Origin of the sequence: Methanocaldococcus bathoardescens (assembly GCF_000739065.1) — an archaeon.
Taxonomy (GTDB): domain Archaea; phylum AGJL01; class Methanococci; order Methanococcales; family Methanocaldococcaceae; genus Methanocaldococcus; species Methanocaldococcus bathoardescens.
In genome coordinates, this window is record NZ_CP009149.1 from 1,107,982 (window position 1) to 1,123,941 (window position 15,960).

Below are 15,960 nucleotides of genomic sequence, written 5' to 3' on the forward strand. Positions count from 1 at the left end.
TTTATTTTCCATAAGCTTTTAAATAGTTTTCAAACTTCTTCCAATCCAATTTTGGTTTTAATCCTAAATCCATAATCATATTAACTACTTCTTCCAAATTTCCTGTTTTTGGATTTCCTACTCCTTTTACATTTATTGGGTGATTTTTTGGAATAACTGTTGCTACATTACTCGCTCCACCTAACAAAGCAAATTGCACTAACTCTGCACCAATTGTTGGTGTTGGTGATGTTATTCTTATATTTGGGAATAACAGCCTTGTTATAGCTATTGTTTTTGCCTGCTCTAAGGCAGAACATTTTGGATGGTTTTCCATCGGTGTTCCTTTATAGGGATTGAATCCCATTATAGGAATTTCTCCAACATCCAACTCGTTTTTTAAATAAAATAAATGCTCTACTCTATCCTCATAACTCTCCCCAATACCAATTAACAAACCAGAAGATAGCTCAATATCATATTTATTAACTAATTTACAAACCCTTATCCTATCTTCCAACTCTTCCCCTGGCTTAACCTTTTTAAATAACTCTTCATTTACAGTTTCTAAATTACAGCAAATTGTATTAATCCCATATTTTTTGAGCTCCTTTACTGATTCTTCTGTTAAATCAGCTCCAGCATTAACTAAAACCTCCAAGTTTGTATTTTCCTTAACTATTTTTAAAGCTCTTACCACTTCTTTTCCTTGATAACCATGTGCAGAAGAGCAACTAACTCTTTTTATTCCACTTTCTTCAATTGCTATTGCTGATTTTTTTATTTCCTCGTCATTTAATCTAAATGGTTTATAATATCCCTCTTTTGAAGTTCCAGCGGCAAAGCCACAATATAGGCATTTTGGATTAATCTTACAAATATTGGTTATATGTATAGTAGAAGTTATTTCAATCTCTTTCTTAAAAAAGTCCCTAACTTCTGAAGCTAATCTAAATAATTCTAAATAATCTCTCCATTTATCTATTTTAAATAGTTTTAACGCTTCATCTTCATCTATAAGTCCATTTTTTATAAATTCTTTATTTCCTTCTTTTAATTCTTTAAAATTCTCCTCTATTTTTTCAAATATCATTACATCACCAATCATCATGATTAAAAAGTATCTTACAATTAAAAAAGATTAAAAAGTTTTCGATTTTTCTATAAATTAAACTAAAAATAAAAAATAAAAAAGTAATTTAAAAAGATATTTATTCTTTTTTGTGTTTCTCTAATACCTTCAATGCTGTTGGTAAGATATCTGCTAATGGACCGAAGCACATACTGTCTGCTGTTCCTAATAATGCAGCTGGGTCTAATGCTTCTTCCATGTTAGCAATTCCTTTCTCTTTCATTAAGTTGTGTATTTGTGTTAAAGCTTCATCAGCCATCATTTGAGCGAAGTCAGCAGGTGCTCCTAAGATTTTTGTAACTGCATCTCTGTAAGCTAATAAACCAGCATAGACAGTTGCTGTAACTGCTGAACACATGTCACAAACTGGACCAATTAAGTTAGCAGGCATCTTAAATGCATTTCCTCTTGCAATCTTAGCGATTTCATATAATTTGTTAACTGCTTCTTCACTTGCATAACCTTCAGCAATGTAAACTTGTCCTTTCATCTCTGGAACACATCCTGGGTGGTATGAGGTTATGTTTAAGTCATCTCTTCCTAAATCTTTGAAGATTTTTGCGAATTTTGTTGTTGGAATTGTACATGCGTGGGTTACAATAGCTCCTTCTGGAATTGCATCTGCAAATTTCTTAATAATGTCTGGCTGTTTGTTTCCTTTTGGTAACCATGTTAAAATAATATCTGCATCTGCAACTGCCTCTTTATCATCTGATGTAACTTTTAAACCAACATCTTCTGGGTGGACAAAGTGTATACATGCTTTTGGTGGTTTTGGTAACTCTTTTGCTTTTGCCTTAACAACTTCTCTAATTTTTGGCATTATACTTTCTGGATTTCCATTTAAATGAGCTTCCATAACTTCTTTTGGGTCAAATTCATCAATAACAACTAATCCTGGCTCTTCAGCAAAACATGGGTCTGAAACAATAACTTCTTTAACATCAGGAACTAAGTGTAAAAGCTCAGCTCCCATTGTGATTGTTGAGTGTGTTAAAGCAATTTCTGGTTTTCCGACTTCATTAGCAACTTGTGATGCTCTCATGAAGTTTGTAATCCCTGCAGCTGCGTGTGTTCTGTAACATCCAGCCCCTAAGATTGCTATTTTCACACTATCACCTTTTTGTTAAATGTTTCAAATAATTCCGATAATATTATTGTTATATTTGGTAATATATAAAATTATCTATTTGGTTCTAAGTAGTAAATAGCCATAAATAAGTATTATCTATGATACTACATTTTCTAATAGCCAATATAAAAAATTAAATATGGTCTAAAAGAAATCTAAAATAGCAATACATCTGATAGGCGAGGCATCAATATCAAATATCTTTAACGGCAATCCTAAAAAATAGAAGCTTTTTCCAACTAAATTTTTCAAATTTTCATTTAGATTTTCAATAATTAAAATATTTTTTGATAATAGCTTTTTATGCTCCTCAAATCCACCAATTGTGCATGCATCTATGCCAATACATTTTATGTTGCTTTTAATAATATCATCTAAAAATGGTATTTCTGGAATTTCCTCAAAATATTCCTTTCTCTTCCAATATTTAGAAAATCCTGTATAAATTAGTAATATATCACAAACAGGCAATTTATTCATCTCAAAATCATTCAAAGATATACAATATCCTTTTCCCTCAATTATCCCACCTTTAAACGGAATTTTATTTTCCAATCCTACATGTTTTGGATAATCTATGTGTGTGCATAGATGAGAGCCCATAACAATTTCTGATACTATAAATCCATCTATCTCTTTTTCAGTGATTTTTAGCTCTGGGTCTCCGGGATAGGGAAAGTTAATTAGAGTTTGAGTTAAATCTAAGATTTTCATGTTTTCACTTTAGTTTTTATATATTTAAATGTATTTTCATTAAGTATATATACCTCTTCAAAACACATATATATAAAGTTTTCGAAAATTATATATACCAGTTTTCAATAAAAATAAATCAGCATATATAGAGGGAGCAATTTGAAAATAGAAATACTTCACAAAACGCCAAAGGGTTTCTTGATAGGTAGAGGAAAGAGAGAGATAAAGATTGGTTCAGTTGTTATTTTTAAAAATAAGAAAATTGGCAAGGTAGTTGATATTTTTGGACCTGTAGCTAAACCGTATATAAAAATACTCCCTATTAACAAAGACATAGACGTTTCTGGGATTGCATATATTAAAAACGATAAATCCAAATATAAAAATTCTAAGAAGAAAAATTAAACTTTAATGGTGTAGCCTATGGAAGCTCTCAAAACTAAAGAAGAGAAAAACACAAAAGAAAAGAAAATTATAACAAAAGCTGAAAAATCTGAAAAAAAAGAAGGAAATATTGGAGAAGAAGAAATTATTTGTCCAATTTGTGGTAGCAAAGAAGTTGTTAAAGATTATGAAAGGGCTGAAATCGTCTGTGCTAAATGTGGATGTGTTATTAAAGAAAAATTATTCGATATTGGGCCAGAGTGGAGAGCATTTGACCATGAACAAAAGATTAAGAGATGTAGAGTTGGAGCTCCAATGACTTATAGTGTTGATTACAGTGAGCCAATAATAATTAGAGAGAATGGAGAAATAAAAGTTATTAAGATTGGAGAACTTATAGATAGAATTATTGAAAATGCAGAGAATGTCAGAAGAGAAGGTATCTTAGAAATAGCTAAATGTGAGAGTATTGAAGTTATTGCCTTCGACAGCAATTACAAATTTAAATTTATGCCGGTTTCAGAGGTTTCAAGACATCCAGTAAGTGAAATGTTCGAAATAGTTGTTGAAGGAAATAAAAAGGTTAGAGTTACTGGAAGCCATAGCGTCTTTACCATAAAAGATAATGAAGTTGTTCCAATAAGGGTTGATGAGCTAAAAGTTGGAGATATATTAGTTTTAGCAAAAGAGTTGCCATATATTGAAGAAGATATTGAAATTAACCTAATCGATATTGTAAAAGATTTAGAAAATGTTTATATCCAGTTTGACTATCCTTATAAGAATAAAGATTGGAGGAGAAGAAAATCTGCTCCATTGAAATATGTCTTAGAAAATAACATTCCAATTCCAGACAACGCCACAATTAGATGTAGAAGTGGCAAATCCCTCCCAGTAAAAATAAAAGTAGATGAAAAATTTGCCAAGATATTGGGATATTTCATTGCAGAAGGACATTATGATGATAAAAAAATTGTATTTTCCTTTGGTTCTCATGAAAAAGAATACATAAATGAGGTTGTTGGTTACTTCAAATCCTTAAACTTAAATCCAATTGTTTATGAGAAGCGTTCAAGTGTCCAAATTGAGATAAACAGCAAAATATTAGTTGAGTTATTCAAAAAGTTAAATATAAGAAGTGGAGCAAAGAACAAGAGAGTGCCATCAATTGTATTCAAATTCCCAGCAAAGTTAAAGAAAGCATTTTTAATTGGATACTTCAATGGAGATGGTAACTTATACATAAATAAAAAGTATTCAACAGTTCAGTTAAAGGCGGTTTCTGCATCAAAAGAACTTATTGAAGATTTATCCTTCTTACTATTGCAGTTAGGAATTAATGCAAACTATGGAGAAGAGTTTATTAAAGGACATGTAATTGAAAAAACTGGGCAGTATGTTAAAGATAGCCATTCCTATATATTAACAATAACAAATCCTGAAGATATAGAAAAATTGGGATACATAAGCAATTATCAGAAAGAAAACAAAAAACCACCAATTTCTGAGTTAATCCCAGCCCCTTATGAGTATAGAAAAGAATGGAAATGTAGAGATAGGGATAAAATTGGAAGAGACCTTGCATTAAAAATTGCTAAAAAATACAACGATAGAAAACTCGAAAAACTTATCAACTCTGACTTCATATTCCTAAAAATTAAAGAAATTAACAAGATAAAACCAACTAACGGATATGCTTATGATTTAACAGTGCCTAATGCTGAAAACTTCGTTGCTGGATTTGGAGGATTTGTATTGCATAACACTATCCATGATAAGGGGTTATCAACAGTTATTGATTGGAGAAATAAAGATAGTTATGGAAAAGATTTATCTGCAAATAAAAGAGCTCAACTTTACAGATTAAGAAAATGGCAGAGGAGAATTAGAGTTAGTGACGCTGCAGAAAGAAACTTAGCATTTGCTTTATCGGAATTAGATAGAATTACATCAAAACTCGGATTACCAAGACACGTTAGGGAAAATGCAGCTATAATTTACAGAGGGGCTGTTGAGAAAGGATTAATAAGAGGTAGAAGTATTGAGGGAGTTGTTGCAGCTGCTATTTATGCTGCTTGTAGAAGATGTAGAGTGCCAAGAACTTTAGATGAAATTGCTGAGGCTTCAAGAGTGGATAGAAAAGAAATTGGAAGAACTTATAGATTTTTAGCAAGAGAATTAGGTATAAAATTAACTCCAACAAATCCTATCGATTATGTGCCAAGATTTGCATCTGAACTTGGATTACCTGGAGAAGTTGAGTCTAAAGCTATACAGATATTACAACAAGCTGCTGAAAAAGGATTAACAAGTGGTAGAGGACCTACAGGGGTTGCTGCTGCAGCAATATATATAGCAAGTGTCCTTCTTGGCTGTAGAAGAACTCAGAGAGAAGTTGCTGAAGTTGCAGGAGTAACAGAAGTAACAATAAGAAACAGATACAAGGAGCTAACAGAACACTTGGATATTGATGTAACTTTGTAAGTTAAAAATATAGAGAAGAAATTATTTAAAAATTTTTGAACTAAATAAGATTTATCATTTTTTAAGGTGATAATATAGTGGGATTGTTTGATAAAATTCAAAAAAAGACTGAAAAAAGCCTTAGAGAATCTACAACAGCAAGCTCTAAAAAAGATGATATTCTAACCCCAACAATAAAAAACGACATTACATTAAAAAAAGAGAATTTTGGAGTTAATGGGATATTAGACTCTTATACTGTTACTATTGATGAAATAAGTGTTGATATTGTAATAAAAAAAGAAGGAGGTTTTATATATTATCTAATTCCTGAAATTGAAAAAATTAACACTGCTTTATCAAAGCTCTCAAAAGATAACATAAACTTAATAAAAATGCAGATTGGAGATTTAGGATTGATAGAATACAGCCAAATAAAAAATTACTTATCAGATTTCTCTACAAAATATAATCTAAACATTCCATATATCGATTCATTAGCAAAATATTTCTACCTAATATCGGGTAGGTTAGGTTTATTAGAAATTCCAATAAATGACGATAGATTAGAAGAAATAATGGTTAATGGTTACAATCTTCCAGTTTTTGTATTTCACAGGAAACATCAGATGTGTGAAACAAATATAGTATTAGATAGAAATGAAGTAGATAGGATTATTGAAAGTATTGCAAATTTGGTTAATAGGCCAATAGATTCAAGATTTCCAATGCTCGATGCATTTTTACCAGATGGAAGTAGGGTTAATGCTACAACAGCAGATATTACAATGAATGGAGCTACACTAACTATAAGAAAGTTCTCAAAAAATCCATTAACTGTTATAGATTTAATAAACTTTGGAACTTTAGATATAGATACTGCAGCTTTTTTATGGCAGGCAGTTGAGGGCTATTTTGGAGCAAAACCAGCTAATACATTAATAGTCGGTGGGACAGGTTCTGGAAAAACCACTCTACTAAATGTTTTATCTCTATTTTCAATGTATAATGAAAGAATTATTACCATAGAAGACACTCCAGAATTGCAAATTCCTCATAAACACGTTATAAAAATGGTTACAAGACCTGCAAGACCTGGAATGCCTGAATATGAAATTACCATGGATGATTTAATTAAAAATGCTCTAAGAATGAGGCCAGATAGAATATTTGTCGGAGAAGTTAGAGGGGAAGAAGCTCATTCACTGCTTGTTGCTATGAATACGGGGCATGATGGGGCTTTGGCTTATGATGAACCTATTTATCTATCAGATGGAAATGTTGTTAAAATTGGGGACTTTGTTGATAAGTTTTTCAATAATAGAAAAGGTAAAAAAGAAAGGAATGGATTCGAATGGATAAATATTGAAGATGAAAATATCTTTATTAAAAGTTTTAATAAATCAACATTAAAAATTGAAGATAAAAGAATAACAAGGGTCTGGAGGAAAAGATACAGAGGAAAGCTATTAAAAATAAAAACTAAGAGCGGAAAAGAAATAACATTAACTCATGACCATCCAATATACAAGATGAACAACAAAATATTTGAGATTAATGCAGAAATGGCTAAAGTTGGAGATTATATTGCACTTCCAAGAGAATTAAAAATTAATGGGAAAGAAAATATAGAAAATCCATCATCAAAAAACGAATTATACAAAATTAATACTCTAAACTCTAACGAATTAAAAATTTTAGCAAATTCAGATATATATTGGGATGAGATAGTTGATATTCAAGAAATTTATTATGATGGATACATTTATGACTTAACAGTTGAAGATAACCACACCTATATTGCTGGAAAATATGGAGGAATTATTGTTTCAAACTGCTCAGGGACATTACATGCCAATAGTGCTGACGAAGCTATTTTAAGATTAACAAGCCCACCAATGAATGTTCCAAAGATTATGCTAACAGCGTTAGATTTTATTATAAACCAGCAGAGAATTAGAAGAGCTGGAAAAACTGTAAGAAGAATTTTGGGAATTGTAGAGATTGTTAAAGGTGGTGGAGAAGGTCATAAAATTGCCAAAACTACACTTTATGAATACAATGGTCTAAAAGACCGTTTAGAAAGAAAAGGAATATGTATGTGGGAAGAGGAAGTTTGTGAAATTGCTGGAATTTCAAGAGAGGAATTATTAAGAGATAGAGAAAATAGAAAAAGAGTTATAAGCTATCTATATAAAAATAATATTAGGCAGTTAGAAGACGTTGCTAAATATATAATGAACTATCAGACAGACCCGGAAAAACTCTTAAAATCAATATCAATTTAATCAATTTAATTTAATACTATATTATTTTGGGGATTTGAATGGATGAAAATTTGAAAGAGAAAATTAAAAGAATTAAAATAAAGATTGATATACTTTTATATAAATGGGGTCTTAAGGCATTAGATGCCAAACTAATGTCTGAAATGAAAAAAATGGGTGAAGAGTTAGGAATGAAAATTTCTGAGTTCTATGGCATATATATTGAACCTGAAGACATGTTAACTCTTGAAAAGTACAAAAAATATGAATTTTTGTTATATGAGGAGGAATTTATTAAAAAACCTGCAGAATCTCTATCAAATATTTTCAAAAACGTGAAAATTCTATCAAGAAACCAACTCAAATATATAGGATTTGAAAATGAAATAGAATATTTTAAAAAAGTAATTATTTATATGGCACTTGTTTTCATTGTTTTGTTATTTATGGGAATTTTAGATGAAAATATTATTGGTGGATTAATAAATGGAATCATTGGCTCAATTATTGTGTTAATATTGTCAATATTTTATCCAAAACTTAGGTTGATATTGTTTAGAGGAGAAATAAAGTTGCAGGTGCTATTTGCTCTACTGTATATGATATCCATACTTAGGGCAGGAGCTTCCCTTCCTGAAGTTCTTGAAAGGATATCCAAAAGTAATGAATACGGTATTGTAGCGTTTGAAACAAGAACCATAATTAAAGATAATATTTCTGGTTATAGTTTGGCTGAAGCGCTTGAAAGAGCTAAACTAAGAACTGAAATACCACTACTAAAAAAGTTATATGACCAAATGATTATAGGATATAATAAAGGTAATCTACCATTACTATTAGAAAAACTATATGAAGATATCGTTAGAGAATCTATGGTCAAATTAGATTCGTCTAAATTTATGATACAAAACTTAGGAAACTTGGTGTTCGGTGTAGGATTAATTCTTCCATTTAGTGGGATGATTTTATCAACCATGATAGCAAATCAAGGATTTACTGGGATATTAAATACATTAGACCTTCTATTAACAAAAATTGGTCCATTATTAACATTAATATTTGGAATCTTTGTTAAATTAAAGGTCGAATAAAGTGATACCTATGAAAAAATATCTCGAACTCATATATTATCATACCATTAAGAAAAATACTATAATTTTAAAAAAACTTGGAAGAAATATTGATGATAAAAAATTCATATTGTTTCTAATATTTATAAGTGTATTATCCGTTATAATTGGATATTATTTGAATTTAACTCTAAAGGGAATTATAATTTTAACCACTATATATATTGGAGCAGCAATATCTCTACCTTCAATACTCTACGAAAACAAAATAGAAAAACTTGAAAATAATATTCCACAAGCCCTCTATATTATGATATTAACTCTTGAATCTGGAAGGTCTATAAATGAGGCGTTAGATGAGGTTGTAAAAAGCAATATAAAAGAAGTCAGCAATATTTTTAGGAAAGTTCTCTATTTAATGGAAAAACAAAAAATAAGTTTTGAAGAATCTATGACAGTTGTATCTAATTTATATGATTCTAAAGTTTTAAGGATGTTAACAAGAATTATGATTGAGAATAGAAAATATGGAGGAGATTTAGCAGATTCCTTAAAAATTTTAGCTAAGACTCTTGAAGATTTTAAACTGTATAAAAGGCAGTTATTGAGTGTTACAGCTGGAGGTTTGGCAGTTGGTTTTATTATATTATGTGGTGTCATCCCAGCTGTCGCTGGATTGTTGGGAGCTTATCTAATAACCATATCAAATATGCTAAGTGGAATGACCCCACTACCTCCAGTTAAACCAGAAGACATATCAAGAGGTTTAGAGATTATACAAACAGGGACAGCAATCATAGGGGCTCTATTTGCAATTCCAATATTTGGACTAAAAATTGGAAGGATGTTCTTAATCTCAGCTATAACTATGACTATTGGTATTTTAGCGTATTACTCAATTCTAAAAATCGCTCCTGGATTCTTTACTTAACTTAAAAATTTAATAAGATATTGTTATTTTAAATTTATTTTAAAAGATTATTTATCTCATCATTCAGTAGAATAATTCTCTTAATTGAAGGATGATTTTTGCCAAGTTTCTTTTCAAATTTTTTTATAACATCATCTATCTCTACCCTTTTAGTCCCAAATATTAAGTTATCTGCATGAGCTACAATCTTTTCTTCTAATGTTATTGGCACATAATCCTTTGGAGGTAGTCCAAGCTCTATAGCTTCCTCTTTTGTTATTCCCGCTCCAATATGCCTCTCAGCTATCAATGCAAGTTTCTCATCAAAACCCAACTCCCTTAAAATTTCAGCTCCTACAACTCCATGCTCTATACCATGGGTCTTACTTCTTCCAATATCATGCAATAAACCTCCCAATCTAACAAGCTCAACATCAACACTATAGCCATTGTTTCTTATAGCTAAAGCCAATTCATAAGCATATTCTGAAACTGCCAAACAATGCTCTACCACATTATCAGGACATAAATTTTTTAAAATAGATCGGGCTTTTTCAAACTCCATATTCCCACTCTATAGTGAATATTTAACTAAAAACTCGATACTGGAAAAATTATACACAAGTTAAATTTATTATTTAAAAATTATTTTAAAAAAGGATTGTTCTTTAATTCTTCCTTTAAAAATCTTATTTGCTCCTCTAAATCTTTAATTAATTCACTATTGTCAAATTCTTGTAGCATATTTCCACAACCTGGACACGTAAATCCATAATCCATTGCTTCTTCAAATGTAAATCTTACATTACAATTTGGACAGAAGAAAAACATGTTATTTTTCTCAAACTCTAACTTTTCTTCAAGGTCTTTAATTAGCTCATTTATTTTCTTTTTTACTACATAAGGAAGTTTTTCAAGTGTTGGTAGCCAAGTATAGGAATACCAATTGGTATCTTCATCTTTCCATCTTTTATAATCAACTAATCTTGCATCATACAACTTATAAAGTAATTTCCTAACTACGTTAAGCTTTACACCAAGCTCTTTGGCAATCTCTTCCTCTGTTGTTTCACCCTTCTCTAAAAGGACATCAATAACTTCAAATCCCTTTTCATCTCCTTCAAATATATTAAAGAGAACTTCCTGAATCAAAGGGTCGTTTAGCATTTCATATATCCTCTCTATCTTCTTTTCTTTTTTCATACTCTGCACACTCCCCATAAATACTGTTTATTATTGATTTAATGTTTTCTTTTGCAATTACTGTAGCTATAGGCTCTCCTTTCTCTATAACTGCATTTTTCTTTGGAATATCATATATAAAGTCTCTTTTTGATATATTCACAATAATTTTTTCTTTAGCAAACAATATTCTCTTTATATATGATTCTTTTGGTTTGATTTCTTTAGCATAGTTATTATTTAATAAAGCCTTTGCTAAATTTTGAGACGCACTCATCTCTATAGTTTCAAACGTTCCTAAAATTCGTGGGTTTATATCAACAATATATGGCTCACTATCTTTAATTAAAAAATCAATACCGTTCATTCCTTTTAATTCAAAAGTTTCTATAACCTCTCCAAATATTTTAACAAACTTATTTGGCAAATTTAGATATGGTGTTAAATTCCCAGCATACATTCCCTTAATAATAATTTGTTTGTTAAAGGTTATAAATGTATTGCCTATAAAGTTAGCACTAAAACTTTTCCCTCTAACATACTCTTGAGCAATGATTGGGAACTTAATTCCATAAATTAACCCATCATTAAGATTATTTAAATTTATCTTTAAAATTCCTCCTCCACTACCGTAAATAGGCTTTAAAATACAAAATTTAAATTCTTCTAAAAATTTATATAACTGAGTTTTATTATTAATTTTCTTTGTTTCAGGTATATTAAAACCAAGATTTTTTAATTTTTTATATGTTTTATGTTTGTTGCTGATTTCATTTATCTTTTTTGGTTCATTCCCTACAACATTGTCCCATTTTGGAATTTTCGAATTTTCGAATTCAAAAACACCTGAAGTTATAAAGACATAATCAACTTCATCAACTAACTCATTAGCTATCTCAATTAATCTATTCTCATTATAATTCTCCTTCAATCTTCCATGAGCTAAGGGATTTATCAGATAATATTTTTTATCAGCATTTAAATCTTCTGGGGCATAGTAAGAGACAGAGTATACATAGAATCCTAATTTTTTTAAAGAATTAACTATAGGTCTTGTATTAACTCCTAAAACCAAAGCTTTCAAATTCTCCCTCATAATAATTGGTCTGTGGATAAAATAGCTAAAAAAGATAAAATATAACATTAAATTTGAATACATTCAAGTTCTCTCCTTAATTCTCCAAGTGTTGCTACTTTTTCAGCAAATGCATCATGTCTATGAATACTTTCCATATTTATTTGCCTAATTGAAACCTTTGTTTCATCTGGTAAGTGTTTAAATTTCTCCACCACTCTCTTAGCCATCTCTCTAACACAATCCTCAACAAACTTAGGATTTTTATGGCTTTGCTCAACAACATAAGCTTCATCAGCTCTCTTTAATATCCCATAAATCTCAGCACTCATGGATTTCTTAATTATCTCTATAATATCCATAATCTCAATATCATAACCAGTAGGAACTTCTAATATAATTCTACCAATTCCTCTCTGATTGTGGGTAGCAAAGATAACAGAATCCAATATTTTCTCAATATCTTCATCAGAGAATCCTTTTTCTTTTAAATTTTTAATAGATATCTCTTTTATTAAATTTTGAGCACATGGGCAAGCAGTGATGCCAACAACTTCAGCCCCAACAATTTTTGTTATTTCAATTTTATCATCTTTCTTTATTCCTTTAGCTCCACCCATGATTTTATGTATCTCCTGAGAATATTTCTCAGATATTGGGCTTTTCTCCTTAGTCATGAAATCACTAACCATGAAAACCTCTGCCTCTGTAGCGTATTCATGTTTCTCAAACAATCTCTTAACTATCTCCTCACAAATTGTTTCTATCTCATAACTTTCCATCTCTAATGCTTCATCTATTATTCCCTCTATAACCTCAGGATTTCTTGACATGTGAATACCTTTTTGTGAGCTCGGCAGATTAACAAAAACTTCAAAGGTGGATAATAGAATTATTGGTCTTTTATTATTTGTTCTTTTTAATCTAACAAGTTTTTTTAGATTTGTAACTCCAACTCTTGTTAATGATATTTTAACATCCGGTTCAAAATTTTGAATATCACATTTCCAATTCATCATCTTCACCTATTAAGACATCCCTAAGTTCTTTAGATAGTCTATAATACACATTGTTTCCATCCCTTTCTTTATAAATATATCCCATCTCATAAATATCTGATAAGTGTGTTCCAATAGTGCTTGGTGATTTTTTTAGATATTCTGCAAGTTGAGTTACTGTTGCTGAACCTCCAAGCTCAGCCATTGCTCTAACAATCTCTGATTGAGCTGGGGTCAAATGATTCAAAATTTGATGCCCTACACTAATCCCAAGAGAATGCATTGCCTCTTTAACAACCTTTTCATCTATCTTAGTTAAACCTTTTCTTATAGCTATTGATATTGATTCGGAGCAAGTCATTATTATCTTTCTTGGAATTCCATCACATTCTTCAACAATCTTATGTATGGCTTCTTCAGTAAATGGCTCAAATTCCTCAGCACCATCTATATGAGCATCTTCCAATCTTCTTCTAATTAAATCATAAGATTCATCTTTTGATAAAGGTGGCATATTTATTATTTTAGGAATCCTATCTTTTATTGGCGGGGATATTTTTGTTAAATCATCCATTAATGTTGGTGAACCAGCCATAAAGGTTAATATCCCCTCTTCATATAAAAATGAGTGGAAAAATTGAAGTAAGCTTAAGCAACTCTTTTTTGCAAATTGGTCTGCTTCATCAATTAAAATTATGCATAACTTATCAGGACTTTTAACTTCATTTATTAAATATTCTAAATCTCTTTCAATTCTCTCTCTTGGATAATGGATAGGAACTTTATCCCCATAGTTGTTTAACTTCCTATACATATCCAAAATTCTATTTGAATGTTCCATATAATCAGATTTTATAGTTCCGCTCATAGTTAGAATATTTTCAGTTAATATATTGTATAAAAGTTGTATCAAAAACTGTCTTGGCGTTACTTGAGATGCTGTCATTTCAACAACCCAGTGTCCTTGCTTTTTTGTAGCATAGTATATGATGTTAAGCATTGAACTCTTCCCTATCCCTTTAGTCCCGACTATTGCGGCATTAGCTACACTACCATGCAAAGCTGAACCCAAAATTTCTCCAATCTCTCTCAACTCACTAACTCTACCAACAAAAAACTTTGTATTCCCCCTTATTGGCTTCTCAGAAAATGGATTATATTTTAATTTCAATTTATGCATGGTGCTTGCTATAGAGCTTGCAGATTTTTGTATAAACTCTATTGGGTCCATGTTTCCACCGGTAATAAAATATGAATTAATTTGAATTGATAATTATAATGTTTTGTAGTAGTTTCGAATTTTTGTTCTAAGTGTATTATATAGATTTCGAAAAATCGAACAATAGATACAATTAATTATTTATTAATTTAAATATTCCATTATATATTTTGTAATTAAATTTTAAAAAATATTATGAATCAAGAAATAAAATTAAAAAATATCATGAATCAAATAGTATTTTATAAGATATAAGAGAATATAACTCTCAGAAATAAACTTGAATAAAAATAAAAATAATATATATACTATTCTAATAAAATAAAGTTAATTTTAATTCTTCTCGTAGGAATTATTACAACACACGAAAAATAAAATATCGTGAATCAAAACTTATAATTTATAAAATGCTATGAATCAAAAATTATATACAAATTAACAGTATATTAAAACTATTTAATATCAATAAAGAAAAATAGATTATAGGCATATAACAGAAATAAATAAATACATGCTCTATCAAAACGTATATACAAATAAAAGTTTTCAAAAGGTCAGTAATACTACGATGAAAAATTAGTGGACAAAACTATATCGTGAATCAAAAGATTTATAAGTGAGTGTGGTAAATACAATTGAATATTAGTAAGACAACACCACAAAAATAACTAATATTAAAAATAAAGGTGTTATAGATGGAAAGACTACCATACGAAATAGTATCCACTATATTTAGAAAAGCCATTTTACATTATGTGTTAATACGTGGCACAACTTATCCACAATCACTCTCAGAAAATTTAAATATATCGAAAGGTCTTGCAAGCTCTTTTTTAAGGTTGTGCTCAGCTCTAAATATAATGAAGAGGGAAAGAGCAGGGCATAAAGTTTTATATTCATTTACCTCAAAAGGATTAGCAATATTAAAAAGATTAGCCCCAGAAATATTCGATTTGAGTTTTTCGAGTGTTTTCGAAAAATTACCTAAAAAGAAAATTGCCACTAAGTATTACCCAGTGGATAGAATAGGGTTTGAAATTAAATGGAAAGAGGATAAACTTGGTGGAATGATATTTTCATTCTTTGATTCCAATGGAGAGCATTTAGGAGACGTTTTTAGAAGCAATAAAGGTCATTGGTGGTGTGTAATTTGTCAGAGTGATAACTGTAAACATATCGATTATCTGAAAAAGCTCTACAATACATTAAAAAATCAGAATTAATAAATTTCGAGTTTTCGAGTTGCATGTATGTATATGGTTAGCAGACGAGCAAGAATTTTTTAAAGCGTCGATTATCACAAAAATAAGATAGTGGTTACTGTATCTTATTTTGTATAACAAACACTTATCATCAGTGTTTTAAACTGTTTCATCGTTTTTAATTTTTATTTTTTAAAAATAACAATTTTTTAATGTTATTTTTTATTAATATCTTGTAATATATTATACTA

Annotated in this window: 13 protein-coding genes and 3 pseudogenes; 8 read left to right on the plus strand and 8 right to left on the minus strand. The window is 29.8% G+C overall.

The window, feature by feature from the left end; genetic code table 11:
* Window position 1: 1 nt before the first annotated feature.
* From hmdB to JH146_RS05655, 3 genes are all read right to left on the minus strand, one after another.
* Window positions 2-1,072 carry a 5,10-methenyltetrahydromethanopterin hydrogenase cofactor biosynthesis protein HmdB gene (hmdB, locus tag JH146_RS05645; protein WP_048202084.1) on the minus strand — a complete coding sequence of 357 codons (1,071 nt, stop codon included), beginning with the start codon at window positions 1,070-1,072 and terminating at the stop codon, window positions 2-4.
* Between the two features lie 118 nt (window positions 1,073-1,190).
* Window positions 1,191-2,222, minus strand: coding sequence for a 5,10-methenyltetrahydromethanopterin hydrogenase (gene hmd, locus JH146_RS05650; protein ID WP_048202085.1), 1,032 nt, complete (start codon window positions 2,220-2,222; stop codon window positions 1,191-1,193).
* 165 nt (window positions 2,223-2,387) lie between these two features.
* On the minus strand, window positions 2,388-2,957 hold the full coding sequence (locus JH146_RS05655) for a cyclase family protein (protein ID WP_048202086.1): 570 nt from the start codon (window positions 2,955-2,957) through the stop codon (window positions 2,388-2,390).
* Window positions 2,958-3,098: 141 nt separating this feature from the next.
* Here JH146_RS05655 and JH146_RS05660 point away from each other — a divergent pair, with 141 nt between their 5' ends.
* The 7 genes and pseudogenes from JH146_RS05660 (at window position 3,099) to JH146_RS05680 (ending at window position 10,054) form a co-directional block, all read left to right on the plus strand.
* Entirely contained in the window at window positions 3,099-3,344 is a 246-nt protein-coding gene (locus JH146_RS05660) for a Gar1/Naf1 family protein (RefSeq protein ID WP_048202087.1), read from the plus strand.
* 18 nt (window positions 3,345-3,362) lie between these two features.
* Window positions 3,363-3,653, plus strand: a pseudogene (locus tag JH146_RS08835) (TFIIB-type zinc ribbon-containing protein); the annotation flags it as partial.
* Window positions 3,639-5,081, plus strand: a pseudogene (locus JH146_RS08840) (LAGLIDADG family homing endonuclease); the annotation flags it as partial. The pseudogenes JH146_RS08835 and JH146_RS08840, both read left to right, overlap by 15 nt.
* Window positions 5,082-5,087: 6 nt before the next feature.
* Window positions 5,088-5,807: pseudogene (locus tag JH146_RS08845) on the plus strand (transcription initiation factor IIB); the annotation flags it as partial.
* A 77-nt stretch (window positions 5,808-5,884) separates the two neighbouring features.
* Complete coding sequence (locus JH146_RS05670) at window positions 5,885-8,074, plus strand: ATPase, T2SS/T4P/T4SS family (RefSeq protein ID WP_048202089.1); 2,190 nt, start codon at window positions 5,885-5,887, stop codon at window positions 8,072-8,074.
* 38 nt (window positions 8,075-8,112) lie between these two features.
* Window positions 8,113-9,144, plus strand: coding sequence for a type II secretion system F family protein (locus JH146_RS05675; RefSeq protein ID WP_048202090.1), 1,032 nt, complete (start codon window positions 8,113-8,115; stop codon window positions 9,142-9,144).
* Window positions 9,145-9,154: 10 nt separating this feature from the next.
* The gene (locus tag JH146_RS05680) at window positions 9,155-10,054 is read left to right on the plus strand and encodes a type II secretion system F family protein (protein ID WP_048202091.1); all 900 of its coding nucleotides are present in this window, start codon (window positions 9,155-9,157) and stop codon (window positions 10,052-10,054) included.
* A gap of 34 nt (window positions 10,055-10,088) precedes the next feature.
* Here JH146_RS05680 and JH146_RS05685 read toward each other — a convergent pair whose 3' ends face one another.
* From JH146_RS05685 to JH146_RS05705, 5 genes are all read right to left on the minus strand, one after another.
* The gene (locus JH146_RS05685; RefSeq protein ID WP_048202092.1) at window positions 10,089-10,598 is read right to left on the minus strand and encodes a TIGR00295 family protein; all 510 of its coding nucleotides are present in this window, start codon (window positions 10,596-10,598) and stop codon (window positions 10,089-10,091) included.
* Window positions 10,599-10,678: 80 nt separating this feature from the next.
* A complete protein-coding gene (gene tfe, locus JH146_RS05690; RefSeq protein WP_048202093.1) occupies window positions 10,679-11,236 on the minus strand; it encodes a transcription factor E in 558 nt (185 codons plus the stop codon).
* Window positions 11,202-12,299 carry an ATP-grasp domain-containing protein gene (locus JH146_RS05695; protein ID WP_173400828.1) on the minus strand — a complete coding sequence of 366 codons (1,098 nt, stop codon included), beginning with the start codon at window positions 12,297-12,299 and terminating at the stop codon, window positions 11,202-11,204. The genes tfe and JH146_RS05695 overlap by 35 nt, the downstream gene beginning before the upstream one ends.
* Before the next feature lie 59 nt (window positions 12,300-12,358).
* Window positions 12,359-13,306, minus strand: coding sequence for a GTP cyclohydrolase MptA (mptA, locus tag JH146_RS05700; RefSeq protein WP_048202094.1), 948 nt, complete (start codon window positions 13,304-13,306; stop codon window positions 12,359-12,361).
* A complete protein-coding gene (locus JH146_RS05705) occupies window positions 13,290-14,519 on the minus strand; it encodes an ArsR family transcriptional regulator (RefSeq protein WP_048202095.1) in 1,230 nt (409 codons plus the stop codon). The genes mptA and JH146_RS05705 overlap by 17 nt, the downstream gene beginning before the upstream one ends.
* 683 nt (window positions 14,520-15,202) lie before the next feature.
* On the opposite strand from JH146_RS05705, the gene JH146_RS05710 reads away from it, so the two are divergent.
* Complete coding sequence (locus JH146_RS05710) at window positions 15,203-15,730, plus strand: hypothetical protein (protein ID WP_048202096.1); 528 nt, start codon at window positions 15,203-15,205, stop codon at window positions 15,728-15,730.
* Window positions 15,731-15,960 lie beyond the last annotated feature (230 nt).

Bases quoted from the DNA above. Each gene is read 5' to 3' on its own strand.
- hmdB (WP_048202084.1), bottom strand. From the start codon at position 1,072: ATGATATTTGAAAAAATAGAGGAGAATTTTAAAGAATTAAAAGAAGGA.
- JH146_RS05655 (WP_048202086.1), bottom strand. From the start codon at position 2,957: ATGAAAATCTTAGATTTAACTCAAACTCTAATTAACTTTCCCTATCCC.
- JH146_RS05675 (WP_048202090.1), top strand. From the start codon at position 8,113: ATGGATGAAAATTTGAAAGAGAAAATTAAAAGAATTAAAATAAAGATT.
- JH146_RS05680 (WP_048202091.1), top strand. From the start codon at position 9,155: ATGAAAAAATATCTCGAACTCATATATTATCATACCATTAAGAAAAAT.
- JH146_RS05685 (WP_048202092.1), bottom strand. From the start codon at position 10,598: ATGGAGTTTGAAAAAGCCCGATCTATTTTAAAAAATTTATGTCCTGAT.
- tfe (WP_048202093.1), bottom strand. From the start codon at position 11,236: ATGAAAAAAGAAAAGAAGATAGAGAGGATATATGAAATGCTAAACGAC.
- mptA (WP_048202094.1), bottom strand. From the start codon at position 13,306: ATGAATTGGAAATGTGATATTCAAAATTTTGAACCGGATGTTAAAATA.
- JH146_RS05705 (WP_048202095.1), bottom strand. From the start codon at position 14,519: ATGGACCCAATAGAGTTTATACAAAAATCTGCAAGCTCTATAGCAAGC.
- JH146_RS05710 (WP_048202096.1), top strand. From the start codon at position 15,203: ATGGAAAGACTACCATACGAAATAGTATCCACTATATTTAGAAAAGCC.